Here is a 26466-nt window from a genome sequence, read left to right as displayed (position 1 = left end):
GTCGCTGTCAGGTCACCACGCGCAACTGTTGCCGAGGTGCCGCTTCGCCCAGGATCAGCGCCTGGTAGGGATCTTGCGGAACAAGCATCAGATCCACAACCTGTCGTAGCAAAGCTCTTCTTCCACGCGAACTGTAGAAGCCGCCGGCGATCTGGCTGGTCTCCAGAAGAAAGCGACGGAAGTCGCGATAGGCGCGGGTATCGGGGCGGACGGGATCGGCGAAGAACTGCTCGACCGGCTGGGTCGAGACGAATTCCGGCTTCGAATAGACCGCGCGACCAAAGGCGCGCAGCGGCAGGCCGCGCCACAGCACCTGCTGGCCGGCAGTGGAATTCACCGTCACCGCGCTGCGGGCATGATCCAGCAGCGCCGCCAGCTTGCCGCCACGGACGAAATGCACCCGACCGGACAGGCCATGCGCGCGGGCCTGGCGCTGGATGGCGCGCTTCAGCGCAATGCGCCCGTCTTCCAGCGGGTGGGCCTTGAAGACCAGGTGGTGATGAGGCGGCGCGCCACGGGCGAAGCCTTCGGTGACGAGGGCGAGAAAGTCTTCCATCGCGGCAAAGGGAGAATGGTCGCGGAAGCTGGCGTCATGGTCAAGTTGCAGGATGACCAGGTGAAAGGGAAAGCCGCCGTTGCGGATGCGCCGGGTGGCCCACCGGCGCTCCAGCGCGTGCAGCGGCAGCATCAGCAGGCGGCGCAGGTACAGCAGGAACTCTTGCCCGACCGAAAGGGTGCGGTGCGGCCGGTAGCCGCGATAGTCCCAGAAGCCGGTCAGCACGAACCAGTGGTAAAGCGCGCCCCAGAAGATGTGCTGGCGCATGTCGCCCCAGGTGGCGGGCGCGTCGGGCTGGTCGGTGTCGGTGCGGGCAAGGGCGGCGCGCAGGGTCGGGACGCTGAGGTCCATCAGCCTGGAATGGCCGTTGGCGCCGTCGCGTTCGTAGGTCACCCAGTAGGGCCGCAGGTAGCCCTCTTCGAAGACATGCACGGTCAGGCCGCGGGCCTGGGCGATCTGCACTGCCTGAGCGTGGATCGGGCGGGTATCGCCATAGATGACCAGGTCGGTGATGGCCTTGTCGGCGATCAGGGCGGCAAATGTCCTTGGCCAGTCCTCCGGGCGGCCGCGGAAGGGAATGTAGCTGGCGCTGTCGGGCCAGAAGGCGCGGTCGCCGCGGTTGAAGCCGACGCGCCAGACCTGCGCCCCGGTCGCGCGCAACTGCCGGCCAAGGCGGTGGAAGAACGGCCCATGCGGACCTTGCAGCAGAAGGAAGCTCTTGCCCTGACCGGAAAGCCGCATCGTGTGTCCTTGTGTCCAGACCTTGTTAAGCCGGTTTTTTCGGCGCTTGGAAAGGGGGCAAGCGGTGGACGGGCCGCTCGGGGTTGCGCTGCGGGCGGGCCGCGGCTAGGTCGGAAGCGACGGCAAGGCGGGAGCGAGCGATGTTCACCGGAATTGTGACAGACCTGGGCGAGGTGCTGGCGCTGGAACGCAGCGGCGATCTGAAGGCGCGGGTCGGCACCGGCTATGACGCAGGCCGCATCGACATCGGCGCCTCGATCGCCTGCGACGGGGTCTGCCTGACGGTGGTGGCCAGGGGCGTGGACGGAGCGGCTTCGCCGCAGGGCTGGTTCGAGGTGCAGATCAGTGCCGAGACGCTGTCGAAGACGAACCTCGGGCATTGGGCGGTCGGCCAGCGGGTGAACCTGGAACGCGCGCTGCGGGTGGGCGACGAGTTGGGCGGGCACATCGTTTCGGGGCATGTGGACGGGGTGGCCGAAGTGGTGGGGATGCGGCCCGAGGGGGAAAGCCTGCGGGTGACCCTTCGCGCGCCGCAGGCGCTGGCAAAGTTCATTGCCGAAAAGGGCAGCGTGGCGCTGAACGGCGTCTCGCTGACGGTGAACGAGGTGAAGGGGGCCGAGTTCGGGGTGAACCTGATCCCGCACACGCGGGCGGTGACGACCCTGGCTGCGATTGCCGTTGGCGATGCGGTGAACCTCGAGGTGGACACCATGGCGCGCTACGTGGCGCGGCTGCAGGAATGGGGCTGATCGGGCACAATGGCGGGCCCTCGATGGAGGGCGGGGTGTCGTGGCGCCGGCATTGCTGGCGCGCCGCGCGCGAGGCGCTGCTGCCGGTGCTGCCGATCGAGGTGCTGCGGGGGCGGGTGAAGCGCGCGGCCGAGCTGGGCCTCGACTACCGCACCTATGCCTCGGTCCGGGCGGCCAGCGGGCATGACGTGGTGGCCTTTCTGTTTTCCTCGAATTCCTTGCGGGTGAATGCCTTGCGGCCAGCAGCGCCAGCGGAAGTGGCGGCCAAGCTGGCCTTGGTGCAGGCGGGCCGCAAGGGGCTGGCCGTGGCGCCGCTGACAGCGCAGGCGCTGGCACTGGCGAATCCGAGCCTGGAGGACTGCCACCCCGCGCCCTTTGCGCTGGCGCGCTGGGGCGAGATGCGGGCGGCGCTGCGGGCGGCGCTGGGCAAGCTGCCGGGTGACGCGGTCGTCCTGGTCGGCGCGCATGCGCTGGAGGCCGAGTGGTGCGCGGCTGGCAAGCTGGCGGGCTATCTGCCGGCAGAGCGGTATTTCGGCCGGTAGAGGAGCGAATTTTCGACGAAAATTCGGGGCCGGTTCCGGAATGCGAAACGGCGGCCCGCGGACCGCCGTTGCAGGAAGTTCAGGGCCGGATCAGGCGGCGCGGGTCAGCAGGACTTCGTCCACCTTCTTGGCGGCGCCAGCCTCGTCGACGCCCGAGACGGCCGCGACTTCGCGGGTCAGGCGCTCCAGCGCGGCTTCGTAGAGCTGGCGCTCGGAATAGCTTTGCTCGCGCTGGTCGTCGCTGCGGTGCAGGTCGCGGACCACTTCGGCAATCGCCATCAGGTCGCCCGAGTTGATCTTCTGCTCATATTCCTGCGCCCGGCGCGACCACATGGCGCGCTTGACCTTGGCCTTGCCTTTCAGCGTTTCCAGCGCCTTCGACACCACATCGGGCGCCGACAGCGCACGCATGCCGACGTCCACCGCCTTGTGGGTGGGGACGCGCAGCGTCATCTTGTCCTTTTCGAAGTGGATGACGAAAAGTTCCAGCTTGAACCCCGCGATCTCCTGATCCTCGATGGACATGATCTTGCCCACGCCATGGGCCGGATAGACGACGAATTCGTTCGGACGGAACTCGGGCTTTTTCGACTTGGTCATTCAGTGCCTTCCTCAGCCGGGCCCCCGCTTGCGACACCGGCCCGGGCCCGAAACCCGCAGGATTCGGCCGAAGGGCAATCACGTCACAAGGATGACTGTCCCAAGCTGCTAGACCTTGGGGCAGATAGACAGGCGTCCAATGATTGTTTGTAAACGTTCTATAACACAGAATCGCGCCGATTCCAACTGCCGCGCAACGGAATGATTCCACTCTTGCCCACAGACTGCGCAAAAGCTTCGCGGATCGGTCCAAGACTGTGACGGACTCCCGTCCCTTCGTGACCGGCGGCGGTGACCCGGCGCCGGTCCGGCCGCAGTCTTGGCCGTCTCAGCCGCCCTTGCCGGGCTTTTCCGAGAAATACTTCTGGCGCTTGCCGGTTTCGCCGTCGCGTTTGTCATAGCCGGGCAGCGGGTCCTTCTTGGTGGTCAGGACCGGCCAGGTCTGGGCATACTTGCGGTTGAAGGCGACCCATTCCTCGAGGTTCGGCTCGGTGTCCGGGCGGATCGCGTCGGCCGGGCATTCCGGTTCGCAGACGCCGCAGTCGATGCATTCGTCGGGGTGGATGACGAGCATGTTCTCGCCTTCGTAGAAACAGTCGACCGGGCAGACCTCGACGCAGTCGGTGTATTTGCAGGCGATGCAGTTGTCGATGACGACGTAGGTCATGGGCAGGCCCCGAAGCGAAACATTTGGCTGCTAGCTAGTGCAGGTCGGCGGATCATTCAAGCATCAATAGGCGCGTCCGGGGGTGCCGCCGCGGGGGCGTCAAGGTCGCGATACAGCGCCTGCGCCTCGGGGGCGGGGCCGCGGCGGGCACCCAGCGCCAGGATGCGGATCAGCCGGACCCGGTTGCCTTGCGGCAGGGTCAGCGTGTCGCCGGGGGCGATGTCGCGGCCGGGCCGGCTGACCGGGGTTCCGTTCACCCGGATATGGCCGGTTTCGACGGCGGCGGCGGCTAGGCTGCGGGTCTTGAAGAACCGCGCCTGCCACAGCCATTTGTCCAGCCGCAGCCGGTCAGCCGGGCGAGGCGAGGCGCCGCCCGGCCCGGCCAAGCCTCAGACCTTGCCCTTGAGCGCCAGGAGCGCGGCGAAGGGGTTGTCGGGGTCGATGGGGCGTTCCTTGCGCGGCGGGCGGGCCTCGAAGGACTTGGCCCCGCGGTCGCCACGGTCGCCTTTTTCGGCATCGCGGCGGTCGTCGCGCTTGCCCTTGGGCTTGCCGTGGTACTCCTTGCGGTCGCGCTTTTCGCCCTGAGGACGCTCACCCTGGGGACGCTCGCCTTGCGGACGCTCGCCCTGCGGACGGTCACCCTGGGGCTTGTCGCCCTGGGGTTTGTCACCCTGCGGCCGGTCACGACGCTCGCCCTGCGGGCGGTCGCGGCGCGGCGCGCCTTCCGGCCGGGGCGCGCGTTCGGGGCGCTGGAAGCGGGGCTTCGGCGCCCAGGCGAAGGTGTAATAGGCCTCCATCTCGGGCGCAGCGGTCTCGGCGGCTTCGCCTTCGGCAAGCGCGGCGGGGGCGGGTTCTTCCGGCGCCGCTTCCGGCACGGGGGCCAGCAGCGACACCTCTTCCGGGATCGGCTGGCCGGCGGCGGCGGCGGCCTCGATGGCGGCCTCCACGTCCGGCGCCGGGGCCTCGACGGATACGGCGGGCTTGGCCTTGGGACGCTCGGCCTTGTCGGCCTTGTAGCCCAGACCCGTCATCAGGTCGGCGAACTGGTCCAGCGTCATGCCGGTGATCGACAGCATGTCCGGTGTGGCCTCGAAGCCGGCCTTCGAATCCCTGGTGCGCAGGATGTCGGCCAGGCGCTCCAGCATGTCGATGCGGATCGCGCGGGTGCCGGCCGGGTGGTAGCCCGACAGCGTATAGTGCTGCTTGGGCACCTCGGCGATGTTGGGGATGGTCACCAGGCCGGGCGGTGGGCTTTCGGGAAATTCCGACAACCCGTTCCACAGCGACCACAGCACCAGCCGCAGCCGGGTGGCCGCGGGTTTCAGCAGCGCCGGCAGGAAGACGGTGTACTGGCCGAACCGGATGCCGTGCTTGCGCAGGACGCCGCGGGTGTCCTGGTCCAGTTCCTTGACCTCGGCCGCCACGCTGTCGCGCGGCAGCACGCCCAGCGCCTCGGTCATGCGGAAGGCAAAGCCGCGGGCCAGGCCCGACAGCGCCTCGTCCCGGCCCATGGCCAGAAGCGGCTCATACAGGGCCGCAACCTTGCGGTCGATGAAGTGCTGCAACCGGCGGCGCACCTTTTCGGCCACCTCCGGCCCGGCCTCGTCATCGACGAAGGCCTCGACGCCGGGTTTCAGCGGATCGGCGCCCTTGACCAGCTTGCCCACCGCCGAGTTGCCCCACATCAGGCCACCCTGTTCGGTGAAATCCATCTCGGTATCGGGCGCGTTGTAGAACCGGTCTGCGCGCAGGCTGAACTCGGGGCGCAGCGCGGCGATGGCAGCCTGGCGCAGCGTCCTGGCCTCATCGGCCGACCCCGTGGCATCCTGCTGGAAGCGGAATCCTTCCAGTTTCCCGACGAACTGCCCCTCGACGGTGACTTCGCCCTTGTCGTTCACCTCGGCCACGAGGTCCTCCTTCTGTTTCAACCGCCGCAGCAACACGCTGGTGCGCCGGTCGACAAAGCGTTGAGTCAGCGCCGCGTGGAGGGCGTCCGACAGCCGGTCTTCTACCGCGCGCGTCTCTTCGCGCCAATGCGTCTCGTCGTCAACCCAGCCTTTTCTTTGGGTGACGTAGGTCCAGGTCCGGATATGGGCCAGCCGGCGCGACAGGGTGTCGATGTCGCCACCGGTCTGGTCGATGTGGTCGATGGCCTTTTTCAGCCAGTCCGACGGGATGCGCCCGCCGCCCAGGCCCCGGCCGCAGAGATAGTCGAACAGGCGGGCCAGCAGCGCGGCGTGGTCGCTGTCGCTGCCGTTGCGGAAATCGGGGATGCGGCAGACATCCCAGAGCAGTTGCACCCGTTTCGGGCCGGTCAGCTTGTCCATCACCTCGGGCATGGCGGTGAGGGCCTTGAGCGCCAGCACGTCGTCGGCATCGCGGGCGCGGGAAAGCCATTCGTTCGAGGTGGGCGCCTCAAGACTGCGGAGCAGGCGTTCCGAGGTGCCGAAGTCAAGGTCGGCGTTGCGCCACATCAGTTTCTTGACCGGGGCGAAGCGGTGCGACTCGATGGCTTCGACCAGGTCTTCGTCGAAAGGCCGCGCCTCGCCGGTCACGCCAAAGGTGCCGTCTTCGGTGTGCCGCCCGGCGCGGCCGGCGATCTGGCCGATCTCCTGCGGGGTCAGCGGGCGCATCCGGCGGCCGTCGAATTTCGACGTGGACGAAAAGGCGACGTGCTTGATGTCAAGGTTCAGGCCCATGCCGATGGCATCGGTGGCCACCAGGTAATCGACATCGCCGTTCTGATACAGCGCCACCTGCGCGTTGCGGGTGCGCGGGGAAAGTGCCCCCATCACCACCGCGCAGCCGCCCTTTTGCCGGCGGATCAACTCGGCGATGGCATAGACGTTTTCCACGGAAAAGCCGACGATGGCTGATCGCGGCGGCATGCGGGAAATCTTCTTCGACCCGGAATAGGTGAGGGTCGAGAAGCGGTCGCGCTTGACGTAGGTGTGCTGCTGCACAAGGCCGGCGATGGCGCCGCGCATGCTGTCGGACCCCAGGAACAGGGTTTCCACCAGGCCGCGCGCCCGCAACAGGCGGTCGGTGAAGACATGGCCGCGCTCGGGGTCGGCGCAAAGCTGGATCTCGTCGACGCAGACGAAATCGGCGCCGATGTCCAGGGGCATCGCCTCGGTGGTGGCGACCCAGTATTGCGTGCGCTCGGGGACGATGCGTTCCTCGCCGGTCACCAGCGCCACGACCGAGGGGCCGACGCGGGCGACGACGCGGTCATAGACCTCGCGCGCAAGCAGGCGCAGCGGCAGGCCGATCACGCCGGTGCGGTGCATCAGCATCCGCTCGATGGCGTGATGGGTCTTGCCGGTGTTCGTCGGCCCAAGGACCGCCGTTACCCGACGGGTCGCGTCCATGCGTTAAAGGTCCTGACCCTCGAGCTTCTTTTCCAGCCGGTCGATGGCTTCGTTTACGGCCTCGAGGTGGGGATGTATAGCCTTGGCCGCCCGGTAGGCCTTGAGGGCGCGGGTCTCGTCGCCGGTCTCTTCCAGGATCATGCCCAGGCCGGTCAGGGCGCCGAAATGCCGCGGGTTGGCGTTCAGCACATGGGCGATGTCGGCCATCGAAGGGCCGATCTCGCCGGCCGAGTAATAGGCCGTGGCGCGGGCGTTCCAGGCCTCGGTGAACTGGGGGTCGTGGTCGATGATGGCGGTGAAATGCTCGATGGCGACCTGCGGTTCGCCATTTGCCATGGCATCGCTGCCCCGCTGCAGCAGAAGGTCAAGCGTGGGCGAGCCGGACTTCGACCATTCGATCCAGATTTCCGATTCGATTCGGCCCGCTTCTTCGGCGTCGGCGGTCTGCAGGCGGCGGAACAGGTCGTCCAGTTTCGACTGATCCTCGGCCCAGGCGGGCGAAAGGACCAGCAGCAGCGACAGGAGTGCCGCTACGACACGATTGAGAAACCGGGGTGCGGCTTTCATAAGATAAAGCGTAGCCGATCCTTGGCGGAAATCCAGAGGCGCCGGGGTCACGAAAGGGAGATAGGATGCAATGAGCAAGCTGATTGATTCCGCCGTACGGGCGTTGGCGGAAAAGCTGGGCGGCGGCTTTGAAGGGGTGGCGAAGTTCGTCATCGAGGGCGAGGGGGCGATCATGATGGATCGGCGCGGCGTGCGGGCGGGGGATGACGAGGCCGAGGTGACCCTGACCGCCAGCGCCGACACGTTCCGGGGCATCCTTGAGGGCGATGTGAACCCGACGACGGCCTTCATGTCGGGCAAGCTGAAGATCGACGGCCCGATGAACCTGGCGATCAAGCTGGGCGCGGTCCTGTCGTGACCGAGGTCGCCCCCTTCTACGCCGACCTGGCCGACGGGCCGCCCGGGGGGCGGGCGGTCTGGCTGCGCACCCGGGATGGCGTGCGGATCAGGGTGGCGGTCTGGGCTGGGGGGGGCAAGGGCACGGTGCTGCTGTTGCCGGGGCGGACCGAGTATGTCGAGAAGTACGGCCGGGCAGCGGCGGACCTGCTGGCGCGGGGTTGGAACACGGTGACGGTGGACTGGCGCGGCCAGGGGCTGGCCGACCGGGCGCTGGCCGATCCGATGGTCGGGCATGTCGGGCATTTCGACGAATACCAGTGCGACCTCGACGCGGTGCTGGCCTGGGTTGCAGCCGAAGGGTTGCCGGGGCCGCGGGTGATGCTTGCGCATTCGATGGGGGGCTGCATCGGCCTGCGGGCGCTTCACCGGGGCCTTGGCTTCCGCGCGGCGGCCTTCTCGGCGCCGATGTGGGGGATTTCCATCGCCGTCTGGATGCGCCCGCTGGCGCAGGTGGTGTCGTCCCTGGCCGGGCCCTTCGGGCAGGCGCACCGCTATGCGCCGGGGACGGGGGCAAAGACCTACGTCGCCGAAGCGCCGTTCCAGGGCAACGTGCTGACCACCGATCCGGAGATGTGGGACTACATGCGCGCGCAGGTGCTGGCGCACCCGGAGATGTCCTTGGGCGGCCCCAGTCTGGGCTGGTTGCGCGCCGCCCTGAACGAATGCGCGGCGCTGATGCGGATGCCGGCGCCGGATGTTCCGGCGATCGCGGCGCTGGGGACTCAGGAAAAGGTGGTGGACACCGCGCCGGTCCATCTGCGGATGGCCAGTTGGGCCAAGGGCGCGCTGGACCTGTATCCCGGGGCCGAGCACGAGGTGCTGATGGAAACCCCGGCCGCGCGCAAGCGGTTCTTCGACCGGGCTTGCGCATTGTTCGACGCGCAGCGCGGCTGAGGCCGGGCGCCGGAATTCGAAGTCGAATTCCGGCCACGATTTCCGACTTCGGAAATCGTGCCCCGGCGGCAGATCACTCCGCCTTCGGGCAGGACAGGCAGAGCGGGGCGTCCTCGGTGTCGGCCCGGTAGAACTCGATCTTCCGGCCATCAGCCCCGGTCAGGATCAGGTGGCCCTCCTGCACCTCGGCCGCGGTCACCCCTTGCAGCGCCGTCAGGTAGTCGGCCTCGGCGTCCAGCTCGGGGCAGGCCATCCTGGTCGCGCCGATGGCTTCCAGCGCCAGCGCCGGCAGCGTCGCGGTATTGGTGCCGAAATAGCGGTTGCAGGGCGCCTGGCCACTGACCTGGCCGTCGTCGCCAAGTGTCAGTGTCGCGGGCGACGTGACGCTTGTTCCGTCGATGGCAAGAAGGATCCATTCGGTGCCGGCGATCTGCGGGTCGCCGTTGGCCAGGGCCGGGGCTGTCGTCAGCGCCAGGGCAACGACCAGGGGCAGGATGCGGGTCATGTCGGGGTCTCCTCCGGTTTTGGTCAGTCCCCGGTCTGACGTGTCAGAAGGCGGAAGGCTTGGCCTCGTGCGCCATGTGGTCCAGAACGGCGTTGACGAACTTCGCCTCCTTGCCCTCTGGAAAGAAGGCCTTGGCGACATCGACATATTCGGTGATCGCCACCTTGGGCGGCGTGTCCATCCGGGTGATCTCGGCCCCCGCCGCGCGGAACAGCGCCCGCAGCACGGGGTCGATGCGGTCGATCGGCCATTTCGCCACCAGCGCCCGGTCGGTCAGCTGGTCGATCGCCGCCTGCCAGTTCACCGCCGCTTCCACCAGCCTGCGGAAGTGGTCGACGTCGCCTTCTGCGAATTCGCCCTCGTCATAGGTCGCGCCGAAGCGGTGGGTCTCGAACTCGGTGCAGATCGAGGCGACCGTCTGGCCCGAGGCCTCCATCTGGAACAGCGCCTGCACGGCATACAGCCGGGCGGCAGATTTCTTCAGGCGTTTGTCGCTGACCTTGGTCATGGGCGGAACCCGATGCCCTTCTTCGCGGTGGCCCACTTGCGCGACAGGGCGATCAGGTGCAGCGCTGCCGCCGCCGCGCCGCCGCCCTTGTCCTGACCCGTGGGGTCGGCCCGCACCTCGGCCTGGGCGCGGTTTTCCACCGTCAGGATGCCGTTGCCGATGCAGGCCCCCTGCAGGCCCAGAAGGGTGATCCCGCGGCTGCTGTCGTTGCAGACGGTGTCGTAATGCGTGGTCTCGCCCCGGATCACGCAGCCCAGGGCGACGTAGCCGTCATACTCGGCCAGCCGCTCGGCCAGAGCGATGGCCGAGGGGATTTCCAGCGCGCCCGGCACCTCGATCAGGTCCACCGCGGCCCCGGCCTGCTGCGCCGTCGCGCGGGCGCCGGCAATCAGGTTGTCGGCGATGTCGCGGTAGTAGGGGGCGACGACGACCAGCAGCTTCACCGGCCGGTCGAAGGAAGGAAGCGGCAGGATGTGGTGGTTTTCGGCGGTGGCCATGGCTTACTCCGTGATCGGGCGGGTGCCCGAGATCGACAGGCCATAGCCTTCCAGCGCCACCAGACGGGGCGCCTGGGAATTCGTCACCAGGGTGATCTGCTTCAGCCCCAGCGCCGACAGGATCTCGGCCCCCAGGCCATACTGGCGCAGGGTCTGGGGCGAGTGTTCACCCGCTGCGACCATCTTCATCGTGGTGTCGCGCAGCAGCACCACCACGCCGCGCCCCTCGGCCGCGATCAGCCGCATGGCGGCGGCCAGCGTGCCCGAGGAGGCGCCGATGCCGAGGACGTCTTCCAGCGGGTTCAGCGCGTGGACGCGAACCAGCACCGGGTCGGGGGTGGTCAGATCGCCCCGGGTCAGCACCACATGGTCGGCGCCCTGCGTCTCATCGGTGAAGACGCGCATCAGCCAGTCGCCGCCATGCACCGAGGTGACGGAGCGGACGGCGGTTTCCTTGATCAGGTTGTCGTGGCGGCGGCGGTAGGCGATCAGGTCCGAGATCGTGCCGATCTTCAGCCCGTGCTTCTGCGCGAAGGCGATCAGGTCGGGCAGGCGGGCCATGGTGCCGTCGTCGTTCATCACCTCGCAGATGACGCCCGAGGGGTTCAGGCCGGCCAGCCGGGCCACGTCCACCGCGGCCTCGGTATGGCCGGCGCGGACCAGCACGCCGCCGTCGCGGGCGCGCAGCGGGAAGATGTGGCCGGGGCTGGCGATGTCGGCGGCACCCTTGGTGGGGTCGGTGGCGACGGCCACGGTCAGCGCCCGGTCGGCGGCCGAGATGCCGGTGGCGATGCCCTCGACCGCCTCGATCGAGAGCGTGAAGGCCGAGGAATGGCGCGAGGAATTCTTGCGGTCCATCAGCTTCAGGCCCAATTGGTCGACCCGGTCGGCGGTGAGCGCCAGGCAGATCAGGCCGCGGCCATGGGTGGCCATGAAGTTGATCGCCGTCGGCGTGCACATCTGCGCCGGGATCACGAGGTCGCCCTCGTTCTCGCGGTCCTCATGGTCGACCAGGATGAACATGCGGCCGTTGCGGGCGTCTTCGATGATCTCCTCGACCGAGGAGATGGCATCGGAAAAGTCGGTGCGGGTGTCAGACATGGGCCTCGTCCGAAGAGATCGAAGCCGCAAATAGCGCGGGGGGGCGCGAAACGCCAGAGGGCGCCGGGAGAGATCGGAATTCGCGCGAATTCCGGTCACGATTTCCGCGCGGAAATCGTCTGCGGGACGGCTCAGGCAAAGGCTGCCAGGGCGGCGGCGAAGGACAACTGCTGGGCGGCGCCCAGGATGTCTCCGGTCTGGCCGCCGATGCGGCGCTGCGCGGCTCGGGCAAGCAGGGTGCAAAGAACGGCGGCCAGCAGTGCCGCCTTGAGCGCGGCAAATCCAGCCAGTGCAAGGGCGAAGACCAGGCCAAGCGCCACGGCGGTGGCGGCGGTGGTGGCCGAGGGTCGGCCGGAGCTGGCCGAAAGGCCGTCGGGCCGGGCGGCGGGCAGGGCGGCCATCAGCACGGCCATGGGCGCGCGCGACAGCGCGGCGGCGGCGATCAGCGCGGCTGCGGCCTGGCCCGTCGCGACAAGCGCGGTCAGCGCCGACCATTGCGCCAGCGTGACCAGCACCAGCGCCAGCGCCCCGAAGCTGCCGATCCGGCTGTCCTTCATGATGGCCAGCCGCCGGTCGCGGTCGCGCCCGCCGATCAGCCCGTCGGCGGTGTCGGCCAGCCCGTCTTCGTGCAGCGCGCCGGTCAGCAGGGCCTGCACCGCCAGCGCGGCAGTGGCCGAGGCGCCGGCAGCCAGGCCAAGCGCCTGGCACAGCCACAGCGCCGCCGCAGCGAGCAGGCCGATCACCAGCCCGGCCAGCGGCCAGGCCCAGGCGGCGGCGGCGCCTTGCGGGCGGTGGTCGGGCAGCGGCAGGCGGGTCAGCAGCGCCAGCGCCGACAACGCCTGGTCCACCAGCGGCGACCGGGTGTCGCGTGTCATGCGGCGGGTCCTTTCCTGGCTGGCCCTTCGGCCGGGCATGGGGTAGCCCCTTCGGCCCACGGGATCAATCACGGAGACGCCGATGTCCACCCCCGCCAGCCTGGCCGAGTTCCGCAGCCTGCTTGACCGCCTGCCTGCCCCGGATGCCGCGGCAGCGGCGGCGGCGCAGGCGCGCGATGCGGTGCTGACCAAGCCGCCGGGGGCGCTGGGGCGGCTCGAATCGCTGGTGGTCTGGCTGGCCGGCTGGCAGGGCCGCGCGGTGCCGCGGGCCGATCGGCTGCAGGTCGCGGTCTTCGCCGGCAACCATGGCATCGCGACGCGCGGAGTTTCCGCCTTTCCTCCGCAGGTGACGGCGCAGATGGTGGCGAATTTCCGCGCCGGCGGGGCGGCGATCAACCAGCTTTCGCAGGCCTTCGGCGCCGAAATGGCGGTGCATGCGCTGGCGCTGGACCGGCCCACGGCGGATTTCACCGAAACGGCGGCAATGACCGAGGCCGAACTGGTCGAGGCGCTTGCGACCGGCTGGCAGGCGGTCGATCCGAAGTCCGACCTCTTCATCGCCGGCGAGATGGGCATCGCCAACACCACCGCGGCGGCGGCGATGGCGGCGGCGCTGTTCGGCGGCACCGGATGGGCCGGCCGCGGGACCGGGGTCGATGACGCCGGGCTGTCACGCAAGGACGCCACGGTCGCGGCCGGGCTGGAGCGGCACGCGGGCCATCTGGACGACCCGTTCGAGGTGCTGCGGCGCCTGGGCGGGCGCGAGATCGCGGCGATGACGGGGGCCTATCTGGCCGCCCGTGCGCATCGGGTGCCGGTGGTGCTGGACGGCTTCATCTCCTGCGCGGCGGCGGCGGTGCTGCACCGGGCGCGGGCGGGCGCGCTGGACCATTGCGTGGCGGGGCATCAAAGCGCCGAAGGCGGCCATGCGCGGCTACTGGCGGCGCTGGACAAGCCGCCCTTGCTGTCACTGGGGCTGCGGCTGGGCGAAGGCTCGGGTGCTGCGCTGGCACTGGGGGTGATCCGGGGGGCGGTCGCCTGTCACGGCGGCATGGCGAGCTTTGCCGAGGCCGGTGTCAGCACGGGGTAACCGATTTCCGAAGCCGGAAATCGTGCACGGAATTCGACTTCGAATTCCGGTTTCCCGGTCAGTCCCAGCAGGACACCAGCACCGTCATGTCGGTGGCGCGCTTCGACAGGTCCTCGGGCGGCAGGGCGCCGCCGCCGGAGGCCTGGGTCAGCGCGATGCCGCCGGCCGACAGCACTCCGGCGATGCGGGCCGAGGCGGCGGCAAAGGACACCCCTTCGGGCAGCACGCGGTCGCCGCCTTCTGGCGCGGGCAGCAGCATCCCCAGCACCGCGCCGGTCGGGTCCAGCACCGGCCCGCCGGCATCGCCCGGCAGGGCCGACAGCGCCAGCCGCTTCACCCCCGGCTCGCCGTCCAGTCCGGTCACGTCTTCCAGCGTGCCGTAGGTCAGCACCGGTGCCGGCAACCGGTCCTCATAGGAATAGCCGGCCACTGCGACCTCGGTTCCCACCCGGTCGGGCGCCAGTTGGAAGGCCGCCACCGCCCGCGGGGACAGCGGCCGCGACGGCGTCAGCACGGCCAGGCCGCTGGTGGCATCGGTCAGGGTCACCACCGCTTCCTGGTCGCGCTCGATGGTTATCCGTCCGCAGCCTTCCACCGCCGAAACCGTGGTCAGCACCGCCCCTTCTGGCCCGATGTAGAACCCCGAGCGGCTGAACTTCGGCTTGCGCACATCGAGGCCCGCCAGCAGGCCGCGTCGCGCCGCCTGGTCCAGTGGCACCAGCCCCGGGTCCAGCGCGATGTCGCCGACGCCGCGGAAGCTTTGCTCCAACACCGTCAGGATGCGGGCGTCGCGGTCGGCGGAGGCGGGGGTGGACAGCAGCATCCAGCCCTTTATGAAGCCGCGCTCGAAGCGCGCCGCGGCATGGCTGTCCCGGGTTGCCGAGGTGCCGCGCAGGCGGAACTCCTTTTCGGTCCGGCTGCGCTCGCCCGTCAGCGGCATGGCGTCCAGGGTCTGGAGAATGTCGTAAAGCCCGTAGAAGGCGCCCAGGTCGCCCGGTTGCGAGATCAGCACGATGCTCAGCCCCGAGCCGCTCTTCTCGCGGAAATGCACGAAGGGCGGCTCGTAGTGGTCGAACTCGACCAGGGCCAGCGGCAGGGTGACCTCGATCCCGGCCTCCGCTTCGGTCACCGGGGCAAAGCCGAACTCGGCCACCTCGGCCTGGTAGTTCGCCACCAGTGTCGCGCGCTGGCGGGTGGTCAGCACGCCGGTCGGCTCAAGCCCCAGGCTTTCCTGCCAGGCCGCCATCGACTTGCGGCTGCCCGGCCCGATGGCCCCGTCGATACCGCCGGCATAGAAGCCGAACCATTGCAGCGCGGTCTGCAACAGCTTGCGGTCGTCTTCGGTCAGGGCGGCTTCCGAGGCGCGGGCCTCGCGCACCGTCTCTTCCGGCTCTTCCACCACGGCGGGCGCCGCAGGCACGGCCGGCGCGACCGCCTCGGGCTGTGCCGCCGGCTCGGGCGCGGGCGAAGGGGCGGCCCCGGCCACCGGCCAGAATCTCTCGCGGAATTCGGCGCCGTCGGTGATGTAGCTGTCGGCGGGGATCAGATTCTCGCGCTTCAGCCCGTTCAACTGCGCCGCCCCCTCGGCCACACCATAGGGGCCGAGGACGATGCCGAACCAGCCCGACCGCAGCTTGTAGCCCTCGGTCTCGGGGAAGGCGCCGGCATAGGCCTCGGCCCGCTCGGTCGCCTTGGCCTGGTTCGGCAGCGCCTCAATCTGGATCCAGACCTTGTCTTGCGCACGGGCCGGAACGGCGGCCGTCAGGGCCAGGAAGACCAACGCCAGCACGGCAAGGACGGGACGCAGGCGCAAGCTCATCAAGGCACAATCCTTTGCCATCGGGCAACGCAGGCCCGGCAGGGTCACGAAGCGGCACATTAGCCATGGCCCGCGCAAGGGCAAGGGGCGCCGCCCCGGCTGTCGGGGAATTGACCGCGCAAGGCCCAGCGACTAGAGGGTCAGCGTCTGACGATAGGGTGCGCCATGGCCGCGGGAACCGACACGCCGAAAAGCTTTCAGGAAATCATCCTGCGGCTGCAGGCCTATTGGGCCGCGCAGGGCTGCGCCGTGCTGCAACCCTACGACATGGAGGTCGGCGCCGGCACCTTCCACCCGGCCACCACCCTGCGGTCCCTGGGCACGAAGCCCTGGGCCGCGGCCTACGTGCAGCCCTCGCGCCGCCCCACCGACGGCCGCTATGGCGAGAACCCCAACCGGCTGCAGCACTATTACCAGTACCAGGTCATCATCAAGCCCAGCCCGCCGAACCTGCAGGACCTCTACCTCGGTTCCCTCGCCGCCATCGGCATCGACCTCGGCCTGCACGACATCCGCTTCGTCGAGGACGACTGGGAAAGCCCCACCCTGGGCGCCTGGGGCCTGGGCTGGGAGGTCTGGTGCGACGGCATGGAGGTCAGCCAGTTCACCTATTTCCAGCAGGTCGGCGGGCACGACTGTCGCCCCGTCTCGGGCGAGCTGACCTACGGGCTGGAACGGCTGGCGATGTATGTCATGGGCATCGACCACGTCATGGACATGCCGTTCAACGCCCCCGACGCCGCCATCCCGCTGACCTACGGCGACATCTTCCGCCAGACCGAAGAGGAATACAGCCGCCACAACTTCGACGGCGCCGACACGCAGATGCTGTTCGATCACTTCGCCAATGCCGAACAGGAATGCGACCGGCTGCTGGCCTTCGCCCCCGACGACCCCAAATCGGGCAAGCGCATCATCATGGCCCACCCTGCCTATGACCAGTGCATCAAGGCCAGCCACCTGTTCAACCTCCTGGACGCCCGCGGAGTGATCTCGGTCACCGAACGGCAAGCCTACATCGGCCGCGTTCGCGCCCTGGCGAAGAAATGCGCCGATGCCTTCCGCCTGACCGAAGCCGGGCGCGATGCCGAGGCCGATTCCGCAAGGTTGGGCGCGTGAACTCGGGCAAGGTTGCGGCAGGGGGGCTGGTGATGGGTGCAGTTCTGGCCGGTGTGGCGATCTGGTATCTGCAGGTCTATGCCTTCTACAGCCCCGTCGCCTTCACCCCCGGCGCCGAAATCCTGCTGACCCCGGTCGCCGGCGACGCGCCCGAAGCCATCCTGGCCGACAACGTCACCGGCATCGACGGCCAGTCCAGCCCGCTGAAGTTCCGTGCCTGTTTCACCACGCCCCTGTCGCAGGCCATGCTGTCCGAGACCTACCGGCTCTACGACAAGCCCACCCCCACCGTCGCCCCCGGCTGGTTCGACTGCTTCGATGCCGCCGCCATCGGTGCCGCGCTGGAACGCGGCGAGGCGCTGGCCTTTCTGTCGCAGCCCGACATCCACCCCGGCATCGACCGGGTGGTCGCGGTCTTTCCCGACGGGCACGCCTATGCCTGGCACCAGCTGAACGACTCCCTGAAGGACTGACCCCATGCCGGACCTCCTGATCGAACTGTTCTCCGAGGAAATCCCGGCCCGCATGCAGGGCATGGCCCGCGAGGCGCTGAAGAAGCTGGTCACCGACGGGCTGGTCGAGGCGGGCCTCACCTACGCCTCCGCCGGCGCCTTCTCGACGCCCCGCCGCCTGGTGCTGGCGGTGGAAGGGCTGACCGCCGAAAGCCGCCCCGTGCGCGAGGAACGCAAGGGCCCCAACACCAGCGCCCCCCCGGCCGCCATCGAGGGCTTCCTGCGCTCGACCGGCCTGGTGCTGGAGCAACTGGAACGCCGCGCCGACAAGAAGGGCGAGGTGTTCTTCGCCGTCATCGAAAAGCCCGGCCGCAAGGCGCCCGAGATTGTGGCCGAGGTGCTGGACGCCGCGATCCGCGCTTTCCCCTGGCCCAAGTCGATGCGCTGGGGCAACGGCACCCTGCGCTGGGTCCGCCCGCTGCAGTCCATCCTGTGTCTGCTGACCACCGAGGCCGGGCATGAGGTGGTGCCGCTGACCGTCGAGGGCATCCATTCCGGTGACACCACCGAGGGCCACCGCTTCATGGGCATCGGCCGCTTCACCGTCACCGGCTTAGACGACTACGCCGCCAAGCTGCGCCGCGCCAAGGTCATGCTCGACCCCGCCGAACGCGAAGCCGCGATCTGGTCCGGCGCCCAGAACCTTGCCTTTGCGGCGGGGATGGAGGTCGTCCCCGACCCCGCCCTGCTGACCGAGATCGCCGGTCTGGTCGAATGGCCCGTCCCCCTGATGGGCCGCATCGCCGAGGGCTTCCTGCACCTGCCGCCCGAGGTGCTGCAGACCAGCATGAAGGAACACCAGAAGTTCTTTTCGGTCCGCAACCCCAAGACCGCCCGCATCGAGGGCTTCGTCACCGTCGCCAACATCGAGACCCCGGACGCCGGCGAGACCATCCTGAAAGGCAACCAGAAGGTGCTGGCCGCCCGCCTGTCCGACGCGCGGTTCTTCTGGGAAAATGACCTGCGGGTGGCCAAGGCCGGGATGGCGGAGTGGTTGGACGGACTCGCGTCAGTGACTTTCCACAACAGGCTTGGCAGTCAAGTGGAGCGAATCGAGCGCATTTCCGCAAGGGCGAGCGAAATCTCGGGCATGCTTGGCACAAATGCTACGCTCGCCGAAGCCGCTGCCATTCTAGCTAAAGTGGACCTGCAATCGGCAATGGTTGGAGAGTTTCCAGAACTCCAAGGCACAATGGGCGCATATTACCTTCAAGCTGCTGGGTTCGACAGGAGCGTTGCGTACGCAGCAAGAGACCATTGGTCGCCGAAGGGTCCCGACGACGCAGTACCCTCGGATGAAATTTCAGTTGTAGTCGCTCTGGCCGAAAAGATTGATCTACTGGCTGGATTCTGGAGAATCGACGAGAAGCCGACCGGGAGCAAGGATCCGTTTGCGCTGCGACGCGCAGCTCTTGGCATTATTCGCATCATACTTGAAAACGGGCTTCGCATTCCGCTCCTTCTCATGGTCACTAATGCGATTGAGAGTTTCTTCATCGCAGAGAACCGCAAGCACCTTCCTAAACTTGACGCCCGTATCTCGGATATGAAGGAGACACTTGAGTTGTATCGGCGCCTCCTGCGTGCCGACCTCGGTGGAGTGACCGTAATGGCACCTGGAGAAATGGAGACGCGCATTCAGCGCGCGCGAGCCATAGCTGGCATGCTCTCACTTGAACAGCTGATGGAGGCCAACACCAAGAAGACCGACCTTCTCGCCTTCTTCCACGACCGCCTCAAGGTGTTCCTGAAAGACCAGGGCATCCGGCACGATGTCATCGACGCCTGCCTCTCCATGCCCGGCAACGATGACCTGACCCTGCTGGTCAAGCGGGCCACCGCCCTGGCCGAAACCCTCAAGACCGAGGACGGGGCGAATCTGATCCAGGGGTTCAAGCGGGCGAACAACATCCTGACCCAGGCCGAAGCCAAGGACGGGGTGGAATATTCCTTCGGCCCCGACCCGAAGTTCGCCGAAGGCCCCGAAGAGGCCGCGCTGTTCAAGGCCCTCGACGCGGCCGAGGCGAAGATCGGCCCGGCCATGGCCGCAGAGGATTTCCCCGCCGCCATGGCCGCGATGGCCGCCCTGCGCGCGCCGATCGACGCCTTCTTCGAAGCGGTGCAGATCAATACCGACAACCCTGTGATCCGGCGCAACCGGCTGAACCTGCTGCACCGCATCCGCGCCGTCTGTTCCGGCGTGGCCGACCTGACCCGGCTGGAAGGCTGATCCGCCCGCGCTTTTCTTGCCGCTCACCCGGCGGCGCGGCACCTGCGGCAGGCGCTGCGCTTTTGTAACGCTTGCCTGACAGGGCAATCGGCGTATGCTGCAGTGCGAAAGGTTGCTGCAGTGCAGAAACACGACCCGATTCCTGCGTTCATCGAGATCACGCCCGGCGCCAGCATGTCGCCGGAGGTGCACGGCTGGCAGGCGAAGTGCCTGCAGCGGCTGGTGCGGCTGGGCCTGCCGGTGCCGAAATCCGTTTCGTTGCCCGCCTTTACCGTGCGCGCCATCGCTGCCGGCCATGGCGTCGATGCCGAAGGCATCCTGGACCATTTCGGCGACGGGCCGCTGGTCTCGGTCCGCTGCTCGCCGGCCAGCCCTGACTGGGGCGGACCCCATGCCATCCTGAACATCGGCCTGAACGACGCCCGCCACGCCCGCCTGCGGGAAACCCACGGCGAAACGGCCGCGGATGCGCTTTATGTTCGGTTTGTGCAAAGCTACGCCATACATGTCGCGCGCCTTGACCCCGATGTGTTCGAAGACGTCAAGCCCGGACCCGGCGCCCTGCGCGAAGTCCTGCGCCTGTATGAAATCGAGACCGACGATCCCTTTCCGCAGGCGCCGGCCCGCCAGCTGTCGGAAGTGTTGCGCAGCATGGCCCGCGCCTGGGAAGGCACCTCGGCGCGGCTGCTGCGGGCCGCCAAGGGCGCGCCCGCCGACGCGGCCCTTGGCCTGGTCGTGCAGGACATGGCACAGGGCTTCGGCCAGGGCCTGTCCGGCTCGGGGGTGATGCAGTTCGTCGACAGCGTCACCGGCAAGCGCCGGATCACCGGCCGCTATCTTGGTCAAAGCCAGGGCCGTGCCGCGCTGGCCGCCCGCGAGGCCTTGTTCCTGACCAAGGACCCGCGCGGCCCCTCGCTGGAAGACGTCGCCCCGGAAATCTTCGCCGACCTCGTGCGACACGGCGCGGTCTGCCGCGAGCGGCTGCGCGAGGAGATGCAGATCGAGTTCACCGTCGAGGACGGCCGGCTTTCGGTGCTGGACGCGGTCAAGGTCGCCCGCAGCGCGCGCGCCGGCCTGCGCATCGCGGTGGCGCTGGCGGAAGACGGCGTGATCCCGAAGGAAGAGGCGGTGCTGCGGGTGGAACCCCGCGCGCTGTCGGAACTCTTGCACCACCAGGTTGATCCGCGCGGGCCGCGCGACGTGATCGCCCGCGGCATCGCCGCCAGCCCCGGCGCGGCGACGGGCAAGCTGGTGTTCACCTCGGACGCGGCGCAGGCCAGTGCGGCGCGGAGCGAGGCCTGCATCCTGGTCCGCAGGGAAACCGCGCCGGAAGACATCCGCGGCATGCACTCGGCTGCCGCCGTGCTGACCGAACGCGGCGGCATGACCAGCCACGCCGCGGTGATCGCCCGCGGCTTCGGCCTGCCCTGCGTGGTGGGCGCCAGCGACATGCGGCTGGACGCGCGCGAGAAGAAGCTGACCGCGCCGGATGGGCGGGTGTTCCGCGAGGGCGACATCGTCACCATCGACGGCACCAAGGGCGAGGCGCTGGCGGGCGTTGCGGAAATGCTGCCGCCGGCGCTGGACGAAAGCTTCCGGCTGTTGCTCAGCTGGGCCGACCAGGTCCGCGACATCGGCGTCCGCGCCAACGCGGATACCCCGGCCGATGCCGAAACCGCCCGCAAGTTCGAGGCCGAGGGCATCGGCCTGTGCCGGACCGAGCACATGTTCTTCGAGGAAGACCGCCTGGTGGTGATGCGCGAGATGATCTTCGCCGACACGCCGGGCGACCGCGCTTCCGCGCTGGCGCGGCTGTTGCCGATGCAGCGGGCCGACTTCGTGCAGCTGTTCGAGATCATGGAAGGCAAGCCGGTCTGCATCCGCCTGTTCGACCCGCCGCTGCACGAATTCCTGCCCTCGGACCGCGAGGGGTTGCGCGATCTGGCCGAAGCGCTGGACCGGCCGCTGAGCGAGGTCACCCGCCGCGCCGAGGCGCTGTCGGAAGTGAACCCGATGCTGGGCATGCGCGGGGTGCGGCTGGGCATCGTGCTGCCGGAAATCTATGACATGCAGGCCCAGGCGATTTTCGAGGCGACGCTGGAAAGCGCCCGGCGCGGCGCGCCGGTGGTGCCCGAGGTGATGATCCCGCTGGTCAGCGCGCGGCGCGAGGTCGAGTTGGTGAAGACCCGGATCGACGCGGTGGCGGCGATGGTGCGGACTCGCGCCAAGGCGGATTTCGACTACAAGCTGGGGGTGATGGTGGAAACCCCGCGCGCGGCGCTGCGGGCGGGCGAGATCGCCCAGCACGCGGCCTTCCTTTCGTTCGGCACCAACGACCTGACCCAGATGACCTATGGCCTGTCGCGCGACGACGCCGGACGGTTCATGAACACCTATGTCCAGCAGGGCGTCTTTCCCGAGGACCCGTTCCACATTCTGGACGTCGACGGGGTGGGCGAGTTGCTGCTGATGGGCGCCGAACGTGGGCGGGCGACGCGAAAGGACCTGACGTTGTCGATCTGCGGCGAGCATGGCGGCAACCCCGAATCGATTGCCTTCTGCCGCAAGGCCGGCTTCGACTACGTGTCTTGCAGCCCCTACCGCGTGCCGATGGCGCGGCTTGCCGCTGCCCACCTGGCGCTGAAGGATCTTGTGCTTAACAAGAATTAAGAAACAAGATCATGTCTTTGCGGACACTTCCTAAGAAAAGACATTAGGTTTTTCGGCAATAAGCCGCCGATCCGGGCCGGAATTCCGTGACCTTTCTGCCACAGCACTGGACCCGGGGGCGCCTTCTCGCCTAACCGGCAGTCGCTGCTGAACGGCGGGCCTGATTGGCGCGCCGGCACTGGGGAAACGGACCTGGATATCAACATGACCTGCTTGCGGAAGAAGCTGGGCCTCGCCCTCGTGGTGGCCTGTGCCCTTGCCGGGGCCACCCATGCGGAAGTTTCGAGAAGCGACAAGAACAACCCGACGGCGGTGATCGCCAGCGAGATCGGGCAGCTTCTCGGCACCGAGAAAAGCCAGCTCAGGGGCCTGTCGGGCGCCACGCTGGCAGCCATCGCGACCGGCCCGAAGGCGGCCATCCCGGCCAAGGCCGAGACGGCTTCGAAGATGCCGAAGGTGCGGCTGAAGGCGATGAAGCCCGTGCTGCAGCCCGAGGTGCATTACTCGGCCGCCTGGCTGATGTCGCTGCCCGCTCCGAAGGGCGACGAAAGCTGGCAATGCCTGACCGAGGCGATCTACTTCGAGGCCCGCGGCGAGACCCTGAAGGGCCAGTTCGCGGTCGCCGAGGTCATCCTGAACCGGGTGGACAGCGGGTTGTATCCGGCGTCGGTCTGCGGCGTGGTGCGCCAGCGCGGCGGCGGGGCCTGCCAGTTCAGCTATGTCTGCGACGGGTCGCCCGACAAGATGCGCGAACGCGGCGCGCGCGAAATCGCCGCCCGGATCGCCCGCGTGATGCTGGACGGTGCGCCGCGCGCGCTGACCGAGGGCGCGACGCATTTTCACACCCGCGGCGTGCGCCCGAGCTGGTCCAAGCGCTTTGCCCACACCGCCTCGATCGGGGCCCACCTGTTCTATCGCCAGCCGGGCGCCCGTCGCGGCTGATTTGGGGGCTGATCCGGGGTTGATCCGGGGTTGATCTGGGGGCTGATGTCGCGGCCCTTGCGCCGGGTGCCGTCTTGAGGCAAGGCGAAGGCGCCCTGCGGCCCTAGGTTCTGGGGGCACCCGCTGCGGCCTTGGGGGGCCCGATGACCACCGACACGCGCCTTGCCTTTGCCCACCCCGAAGAGCGGGCCGAGGCGACCGCCCCGGCCGACCCGCGCGACCGGATCTCGTTGCGCGACCATGTGGTCGAGGCCGAAATCGGCGCCTTCCAGAAGGAACGCGGCACCAAGCAGCGGCTGCGCTTCAACGTGGTGGTCGAGGTCTGCCCGGCGCCGCAGCCGCTGGAGGATGACGTCGACCGCATCCTGTCCTACGACCGGATCACCGAGGCGATTGCCGACGAACTGGCGGCGCAGCGGCTGAACCTGCTGGAAACCCTGGCCGAGCGGGTGGCCGAGCGTATCCTGGCCGAGCCGCAGGCGATGCGCGCCTTCGTGCGGATCGAAAAGCTGGACATCGGTCCCTATGCGCTGGGGGTGGAAATCGTCCGTTCACGTGCCGAGGTGCCGGTGCGGGTGGAAGGCGGGGCGGTGCATCCGCTGGTGGTCTTTCTGGACAACGCCGTGATCGCCGCGACCGATCTGTCGGCCCGGATCGACGCCCTGGCCGTGCGCGGGATGCCGATGATCTTTTGCGTCGGCCTTCCCGACCTGCCGCGCCCGGTGACTGGCCACAAGCCGACCCAGCGCCGGATCGATCTGCTGGCGATCGAGCAGAACGCCTGGGCGCTGGCCGCGCGCGATCCGCGCTGCGTGGTGGTGTCAAGCCGGACCGAGATCGACTGGGCGGTGAAGCGGGGCCGCAGCGTGGTCTGGGCGCCGTCGAAGATCGTGCTGGATGCGGTGGACGGGCCCAAGGCGACCGACCCGGTGGCCCTGGCACTGTGGCTGGCCGAACAGATGGCGGCGGCGGGGCTGGTCGTTCACGGGCCTGTTGCATTGCCGGCAGGAAGCCGCGTTCCGGTCGAGCGGGCCTGACCGCTGCCCCTTGCCAGAAGGCGGGCGTTGGGCGTAACCCCGCCGCATGATCTATTGGCGCCCGCTGGTTCAATCCGACCTGTCCCGCCCCCGGGGGGCCGTGCCGCTGGCGGGCGGGGCCTTGTGGTTTTCGCAGGTGGAACGGCTGGAGCGTGGCCGCGCCCCGCAGGTGGTGCCGGCGGCCGAGGCCGGGTCGGCGCTGGACGTGCTGGCCGCGCCGCGGGCCGATTTCGCCGGGCTGGCGATGGACCGGCCGCGGATCATGGGCATCCTGAACGTGACACCCGACAGTTTTTCCGACGGCGGCCGGTTCCTGGCGCCGCAGGCCGCGCTGGCGCAGGCCCGGGCGATGGCCGAAGCGGCCGACATTCTGGACATCGGCGGCGAAAGCACCCGGCCGGGGGCCTTGCCGGTGCCGGTGGACGAGGAAATCGCCCGCACCGCCCCGGTGATCGCCGCCCTGCGCGCGGCGGGGGTTGCGGTGCCGATTTCCATCGACACCCGCAAGGCCGCGGTGGCCAAGGCGGCTTTGGCGGCGGGCGCGGACATCATCAACGACGTGGCGGCGCTGAGCTATGATCCGGCCCTGGGGCCGCTGGCGGCGGCGCAGGGCGTGCCGGTGGTGCTGATGCATCATCAGGGCACGCCGGAAACCATGCAGGCCGATCCGCGCTATGACGATGTGCTGCTGGACGTCTTTGACGGGTTGGCCGATCGGGTGGCGGCGGCCGAGGCCTTGGGAATTCCCCGCAGCCGCATCGCGGTTGATCCGGGCATCGGCTTTGGCAAGACGGTGGCGCATAATCTGGCGCTGATCCGCGGGCTGTCGCTGTTCCATGGCCTCGGTTGCCCGGTGCTGCTGGGCGCCAGCCGCAAGCGCTTCATCGGCGTGATCGGCGGGGCCGAGGCGGCGGATGCGCGGATGCCCGGCTCGGTCGCGGTGGCGCTGGCCGGGGTGGCGCAAGGCGTGCAGATTGTGCGGGTGCATGACGGGACCGAAACGCGGCAGGCGCTGCGGTTGTGGCAGGCGGTAAACGGAGGCGAGGCATGAGCCGGAAGCTGTTTGGAACCGATGGCGTGCGGGGGCGGGCGAACAGCTACCCGATGACCGCCGAGGTGGCGCTGAAACTGGGGGCGGCGGCGGGACGCTACTTCCGCCGCGACGGCAGTGCCGCGCACCGGGTGGTGATCGGCAAGGACACCCGGCTTTCGGGCTACATGCTGGAAAACGCGCTGACGGCGGGGTTCACCTCGACCGGCATGAACGTGCTCTTGGTCGGCCCGGTGCCCACCCCGGCGGTGGGGTTCCTGACCCGCAGCATGCGCGCGGATGTGGGCGTGATGATCTCGGCCTCCCACAACCCGCACCAGGACAACGGCATCAAGTTCTTCGGGCCTGACGGGTTCAAGCTGTCGGATGAGGCCGAGGCCGAGATCGAGGCGGCCCTGGCCGGCGAGATCAAGCTGGCGCAGGCCGAGAACATCGGCCGCGCCAAGCGGATCGAGGATGGCCGCGGGCGCTATCAGGAATTCGTCAAGACCAGCTTCCCCACCGGCTTGCGGCTGGACGGGCTGAAGGTGGTGATCGACTGCGCCAATGGCGCCGCCTACAAGGCCGCGCCCGAGGTGCTGTGGGAACTCGGCGCCGAAGTGATTGCCATCGGCGTCGCTCCGAACGGCACCAACATCAACGACGCCTGCGGCAGCACCCATACCCGGACCGCGGCCGAGGCCGTGGTGGCCCACGGCGCCCATGTCGGCATCGCGCTGGACGGCGACGCCGACCGGGTGATGATCCTGGACGAGAACGGCAAGGTGGCCGACGGCGACCAGATCATGGCGATGCTGGCCGCGCGCTGGGCCGAGGAGGGGCGACTGAAAGGCGGCACACTTGTCGCGACGGTGATGTCGAACCTTGGCCTTGAGCGATTCCTTCAGGGCCGCGGACTGCGGCTGGAACGAACGGCGGTGGGCGACCGCTATGTGGTGGAAGCCATGCGCCGTGGCGGCTGGAACCTGGGCGGCGAGCAGTCGGGGCACATCGTGATGACCGACTACGCCACCACCGGCGACGGATTGCTGGCCGGGTTGCAGTTCCTGGCCGAGATGGTGCGCACGGGCCAGCCGGCGTCGCAACTGGTGCGGCAGTTCGAGACGGTGCCGCAGATGCTCAAGAACGTCCGCTTCGCCGAAGGGGCCAGGCCACTGGACGCGGCCGCGGTCAAGGCGGTGATCGAGGCCAACGCGGCGCGGATGCAGGGCAAGGGCCGCATCCTGATCCGCAAGTCGGGCACCGAACCGCTGATCCGGGTCATGGCCGAATGCGAGGACGCGGGGCTTCTGGAGGAAGTCGTCGACGAGATCGTCAGCGCGGTTCTGGCCGCGGTGTGACAGGCGGCGGCCGGGGGAACCGGAATTCGAAGTCGAATTCCGTCCACGATTTCCGCAGTCGGAAATCGTTGCCCGATCGAAATC

The 26466-nt window shown here is 68.7% G+C and carries 25 protein-coding genes; 13 read left to right on the top strand and 12 right to left on the bottom strand.

The features are described from left to right. Window positions 1–7: 7 nt before the first annotated feature. Complete coding sequence (locus LHP98_RS11400) at window positions 8–1297, bottom strand: capsule biosynthesis protein (RefSeq protein WP_227252663.1); 1290 nt, start codon at window positions 1295–1297, stop codon at window positions 8–10. Between the two features lie 140 nt (window positions 1298–1437). Between LHP98_RS11400 and LHP98_RS11395 the strand changes: the two genes are divergently transcribed. Both LHP98_RS11395 and LHP98_RS11390 read left to right on the top strand, forming a co-directional pair. Further along, the gene (locus LHP98_RS11395; RefSeq protein ID WP_227252662.1) at window positions 1438–2046 is read left to right on the top strand and encodes a riboflavin synthase; all 609 of its coding nucleotides are present in this window, start codon (window positions 1438–1440) and stop codon (window positions 2044–2046) included. Continuing rightward, window positions 2037–2588 (top strand): hypothetical protein, encoded by a 552-nt coding sequence (locus tag LHP98_RS11390; protein WP_227252661.1) that lies wholly within the window; start codon window positions 2037–2039, stop codon window positions 2586–2588. Before LHP98_RS11395 ends, LHP98_RS11390 begins: the two co-directional genes overlap by 10 nt. A 90-nt stretch (window positions 2589–2678) precedes the next feature. On the opposite strand, the gene LHP98_RS11385 is transcribed toward LHP98_RS11390, so the two are convergent. The 5 genes from LHP98_RS11385 to LHP98_RS11365 form a co-directional block, all read right to left on the bottom strand. Continuing rightward, window positions 2679–3188: a CarD family transcriptional regulator gene (locus LHP98_RS11385; protein WP_227252660.1), complete on the bottom strand. Its 510-nt coding sequence runs from the start codon at window positions 3186–3188 to the stop codon at window positions 2679–2681. Between the two features lie 328 nt (window positions 3189–3516). Continuing rightward, window positions 3517–3855, bottom strand: coding sequence for a ferredoxin FdxA (gene fdxA / locus LHP98_RS11380; protein ID WP_227252659.1), 339 nt, complete (start codon window positions 3853–3855; stop codon window positions 3517–3519). A 56-nt stretch (window positions 3856–3911) separates the two neighbouring features. Further along, a complete protein-coding gene (locus LHP98_RS11375; RefSeq protein WP_227252658.1) occupies window positions 3912–4241 on the bottom strand; it encodes an RNA-binding S4 domain-containing protein in 330 nt (109 codons plus the stop codon). Between the two features lie 3 nt (window positions 4242–4244). Next, a complete protein-coding gene (locus tag LHP98_RS11370) occupies window positions 4245–7226 on the bottom strand; it encodes a helicase-related protein (RefSeq protein ID WP_227252657.1) in 2982 nt (993 codons plus the stop codon). Window positions 7227–7229: 3 nt separating this feature from the next. Continuing rightward, window positions 7230–7793, bottom strand: a complete 564-nt coding sequence (locus LHP98_RS11365; RefSeq protein WP_227252656.1) for a tetratricopeptide repeat protein — start codon at window positions 7791–7793, stop codon at window positions 7230–7232. Window positions 7794–7863: 70 nt separating this feature from the next. On the opposite strand from LHP98_RS11365, the gene LHP98_RS11360 reads away from it, so the two are divergent. Together LHP98_RS11360 and LHP98_RS11355 are read left to right on the top strand one after the other, a co-directional pair. After that, entirely contained in the window at window positions 7864–8151 is a 288-nt protein-coding gene (locus LHP98_RS11360) for an SCP2 sterol-binding domain-containing protein (protein WP_227252655.1), read from the top strand. After that, the gene (locus tag LHP98_RS11355; RefSeq protein WP_227252654.1) at window positions 8148–9086 is read left to right on the top strand and encodes an alpha/beta hydrolase; all 939 of its coding nucleotides are present in this window, start codon (window positions 8148–8150) and stop codon (window positions 9084–9086) included. The genes LHP98_RS11360 and LHP98_RS11355 overlap by 4 nt, the downstream gene beginning before the upstream one ends. Before the next feature lie 73 nt (window positions 9087–9159). Here the strand turns inward: LHP98_RS11355 and LHP98_RS11350 are convergent, their stop codons facing one another. The 5 genes from LHP98_RS11350 to cobS form a co-directional block, all read right to left on the bottom strand. Beyond that, window positions 9160–9591, bottom strand: a complete 432-nt coding sequence (locus tag LHP98_RS11350) for an META domain-containing protein (RefSeq protein ID WP_227252653.1) — start codon at window positions 9589–9591, stop codon at window positions 9160–9162. Between the two features lie 43 nt (window positions 9592–9634). Continuing rightward, the gene (gene nusB / locus LHP98_RS11345) at window positions 9635–10099 is read right to left on the bottom strand and encodes a transcription antitermination factor NusB (protein WP_227252652.1); all 465 of its coding nucleotides are present in this window, start codon (window positions 10097–10099) and stop codon (window positions 9635–9637) included. After that, window positions 10096–10596 carry a 6,7-dimethyl-8-ribityllumazine synthase gene (locus LHP98_RS11340; RefSeq protein WP_227252651.1) on the bottom strand — a complete coding sequence of 167 codons (501 nt, stop codon included), beginning with the start codon at window positions 10594–10596 and terminating at the stop codon, window positions 10096–10098. Before LHP98_RS11340 ends, nusB begins: the two co-directional genes overlap by 4 nt. A gap of 3 nt (window positions 10597–10599) precedes the next feature. Beyond that, complete coding sequence (gene ribB, locus LHP98_RS11335; protein ID WP_227252650.1) at window positions 10600–11697, bottom strand: 3,4-dihydroxy-2-butanone-4-phosphate synthase; 1098 nt, start codon at window positions 11695–11697, stop codon at window positions 10600–10602. 131 nt (window positions 11698–11828) lie between these two features. Then, complete coding sequence (gene cobS / locus LHP98_RS11330) at window positions 11829–12572, bottom strand: adenosylcobinamide-GDP ribazoletransferase (RefSeq protein ID WP_227252649.1); 744 nt, start codon at window positions 12570–12572, stop codon at window positions 11829–11831. 82 nt (window positions 12573–12654) lie between these two features. Between cobS and cobT the strand changes: the two genes are divergently transcribed. Beyond that, the gene (gene cobT, locus LHP98_RS11325; protein WP_227252648.1) at window positions 12655–13662 is read left to right on the top strand and encodes a nicotinate-nucleotide--dimethylbenzimidazole phosphoribosyltransferase; all 1008 of its coding nucleotides are present in this window, start codon (window positions 12655–12657) and stop codon (window positions 13660–13662) included. A 58-nt stretch (window positions 13663–13720) separates the two neighbouring features. On the opposite strand, the gene LHP98_RS11320 is transcribed toward cobT, so the two are convergent. Then, window positions 13721–15481, bottom strand: a complete 1761-nt coding sequence (locus LHP98_RS11320; protein ID WP_227252647.1) for a serine protease — start codon at window positions 15479–15481, stop codon at window positions 13721–13723. 165 nt (window positions 15482–15646) lie between these two features. Between LHP98_RS11320 and LHP98_RS11315 the strand changes: the two genes are divergently transcribed. The 8 genes from LHP98_RS11315 to glmM all read left to right on the top strand — a co-directional run bounded on the left by LHP98_RS11315 (window position 15647) and on the right by glmM (window position 26382). Further along, window positions 15647–16600, top strand: coding sequence for a glycine--tRNA ligase subunit alpha (locus LHP98_RS11315; RefSeq protein ID WP_227252646.1), 954 nt, complete (start codon window positions 15647–15649; stop codon window positions 16598–16600). After that, window positions 16597–17073 carry a DUF6446 family protein gene (locus LHP98_RS11310; protein WP_227252645.1) on the top strand — a complete coding sequence of 159 codons (477 nt, stop codon included), beginning with the start codon at window positions 16597–16599 and terminating at the stop codon, window positions 17071–17073. Before LHP98_RS11315 ends, LHP98_RS11310 begins: the two co-directional genes overlap by 4 nt. A gap of 4 nt (window positions 17074–17077) precedes the next feature. Next, entirely contained in the window at window positions 17078–19342 is a 2265-nt protein-coding gene (glyS, locus tag LHP98_RS11305) for a glycine--tRNA ligase subunit beta (protein ID WP_227252644.1), read from the top strand. A 120-nt stretch (window positions 19343–19462) separates the two neighbouring features. After that, window positions 19463–22012, top strand: a complete 2550-nt coding sequence (locus LHP98_RS11300; protein WP_227252643.1) for a putative PEP-binding protein — start codon at window positions 19463–19465, stop codon at window positions 22010–22012. A 204-nt stretch (window positions 22013–22216) separates the two neighbouring features. Further along, a complete protein-coding gene (locus LHP98_RS11295; RefSeq protein WP_227252642.1) occupies window positions 22217–22954 on the top strand; it encodes a cell wall hydrolase in 738 nt (245 codons plus the stop codon). Window positions 22955–23097: 143 nt separating this feature from the next. Then, the gene (locus LHP98_RS11290) at window positions 23098–23991 is read left to right on the top strand and encodes a dihydroneopterin aldolase (protein WP_227252641.1); all 894 of its coding nucleotides are present in this window, start codon (window positions 23098–23100) and stop codon (window positions 23989–23991) included. A 46-nt stretch (window positions 23992–24037) separates the two neighbouring features. Further along, entirely contained in the window at window positions 24038–25042 is a 1005-nt protein-coding gene (folP, locus tag LHP98_RS11285) for a dihydropteroate synthase (protein ID WP_227252640.1), read from the top strand. Beyond that, window positions 25039–26382: a phosphoglucosamine mutase gene (gene glmM / locus LHP98_RS11280; protein ID WP_227252639.1), complete on the top strand. Its 1344-nt coding sequence runs from the start codon at window positions 25039–25041 to the stop codon at window positions 26380–26382. The genes folP and glmM overlap by 4 nt, the downstream gene beginning before the upstream one ends. Window positions 26383–26466 lie beyond the last annotated feature (84 nt).

This window comes from Rhodobacter sp. Har01 (assembly GCF_020564565.1).
GTDB lineage: Bacteria > Pseudomonadota > Alphaproteobacteria > Rhodobacterales > Rhodobacteraceae > Pseudogemmobacter.
The sequence above is the reverse complement of the archived record's forward strand: the minus strand, read 5'-3'. Positions and strand labels throughout refer to the sequence as shown.

Excerpts from the sequence above, each read along its gene's own strand:
- LHP98_RS11400 (WP_227252663.1), bottom strand. The coding sequence starts at position 1,297 with ATGCGGCTTTCCGGTCAGGGCAAGAGCTTCCTTCTGCTGCAAGGTCCG.
- LHP98_RS11395 (WP_227252662.1), top strand. The coding sequence starts at position 1,438 with ATGTTCACCGGAATTGTGACAGACCTGGGCGAGGTGCTGGCGCTGGAA.
- LHP98_RS11390 (WP_227252661.1), top strand. The coding sequence starts at position 2,037 with ATGGGGCTGATCGGGCACAATGGCGGGCCCTCGATGGAGGGCGGGGTG.
- LHP98_RS11385 (WP_227252660.1), bottom strand. The coding sequence starts at position 3,188 with ATGACCAAGTCGAAAAAGCCCGAGTTCCGTCCGAACGAATTCGTCGTC.
- fdxA (WP_227252659.1), bottom strand. The coding sequence starts at position 3,855 with ATGACCTACGTCGTCATCGACAACTGCATCGCCTGCAAATACACCGAC.
- LHP98_RS11370 (WP_227252657.1), bottom strand. The coding sequence starts at position 7,226 with ATGGACGCGACCCGTCGGGTAACGGCGGTCCTTGGGCCGACGAACACC.
- LHP98_RS11365 (WP_227252656.1), bottom strand. The coding sequence starts at position 7,793 with ATGAAAGCCGCACCCCGGTTTCTCAATCGTGTCGTAGCGGCACTCCTG.
- LHP98_RS11360 (WP_227252655.1), top strand. The coding sequence starts at position 7,864 with ATGAGCAAGCTGATTGATTCCGCCGTACGGGCGTTGGCGGAAAAGCTG.
- LHP98_RS11350 (WP_227252653.1), bottom strand. The coding sequence starts at position 9,591 with ATGACCCGCATCCTGCCCCTGGTCGTTGCCCTGGCGCTGACGACAGCC.
- nusB (WP_227252652.1), bottom strand. The coding sequence starts at position 10,099 with ATGACCAAGGTCAGCGACAAACGCCTGAAGAAATCTGCCGCCCGGCTG.
- LHP98_RS11340 (WP_227252651.1), bottom strand. The coding sequence starts at position 10,596 with ATGGCCACCGCCGAAAACCACCACATCCTGCCGCTTCCTTCCTTCGAC.
- ribB (WP_227252650.1), bottom strand. The coding sequence starts at position 11,697 with ATGTCTGACACCCGCACCGACTTTTCCGATGCCATCTCCTCGGTCGAG.
- cobS (WP_227252649.1), bottom strand. The coding sequence starts at position 12,572 with ATGACACGCGACACCCGGTCGCCGCTGGTGGACCAGGCGTTGTCGGCG.
- cobT (WP_227252648.1), top strand. The coding sequence starts at position 12,655 with ATGTCCACCCCCGCCAGCCTGGCCGAGTTCCGCAGCCTGCTTGACCGC.
- LHP98_RS11320 (WP_227252647.1), bottom strand. The coding sequence starts at position 15,481 with ATGAGCTTGCGCCTGCGTCCCGTCCTTGCCGTGCTGGCGTTGGTCTTC.
- LHP98_RS11315 (WP_227252646.1), top strand. The coding sequence starts at position 15,647 with ATGGCCGCGGGAACCGACACGCCGAAAAGCTTTCAGGAAATCATCCTG.
- glyS (WP_227252644.1), top strand. The coding sequence starts at position 17,078 with ATGCCGGACCTCCTGATCGAACTGTTCTCCGAGGAAATCCCGGCCCGC.
- LHP98_RS11295 (WP_227252642.1), top strand. The coding sequence starts at position 22,217 with ATGACCTGCTTGCGGAAGAAGCTGGGCCTCGCCCTCGTGGTGGCCTGT.
- LHP98_RS11290 (WP_227252641.1), top strand. The coding sequence starts at position 23,098 with ATGACCACCGACACGCGCCTTGCCTTTGCCCACCCCGAAGAGCGGGCC.
- folP (WP_227252640.1), top strand. The coding sequence starts at position 24,038 with ATGATCTATTGGCGCCCGCTGGTTCAATCCGACCTGTCCCGCCCCCGG.
- glmM (WP_227252639.1), top strand. The coding sequence starts at position 25,039 with ATGAGCCGGAAGCTGTTTGGAACCGATGGCGTGCGGGGGCGGGCGAAC.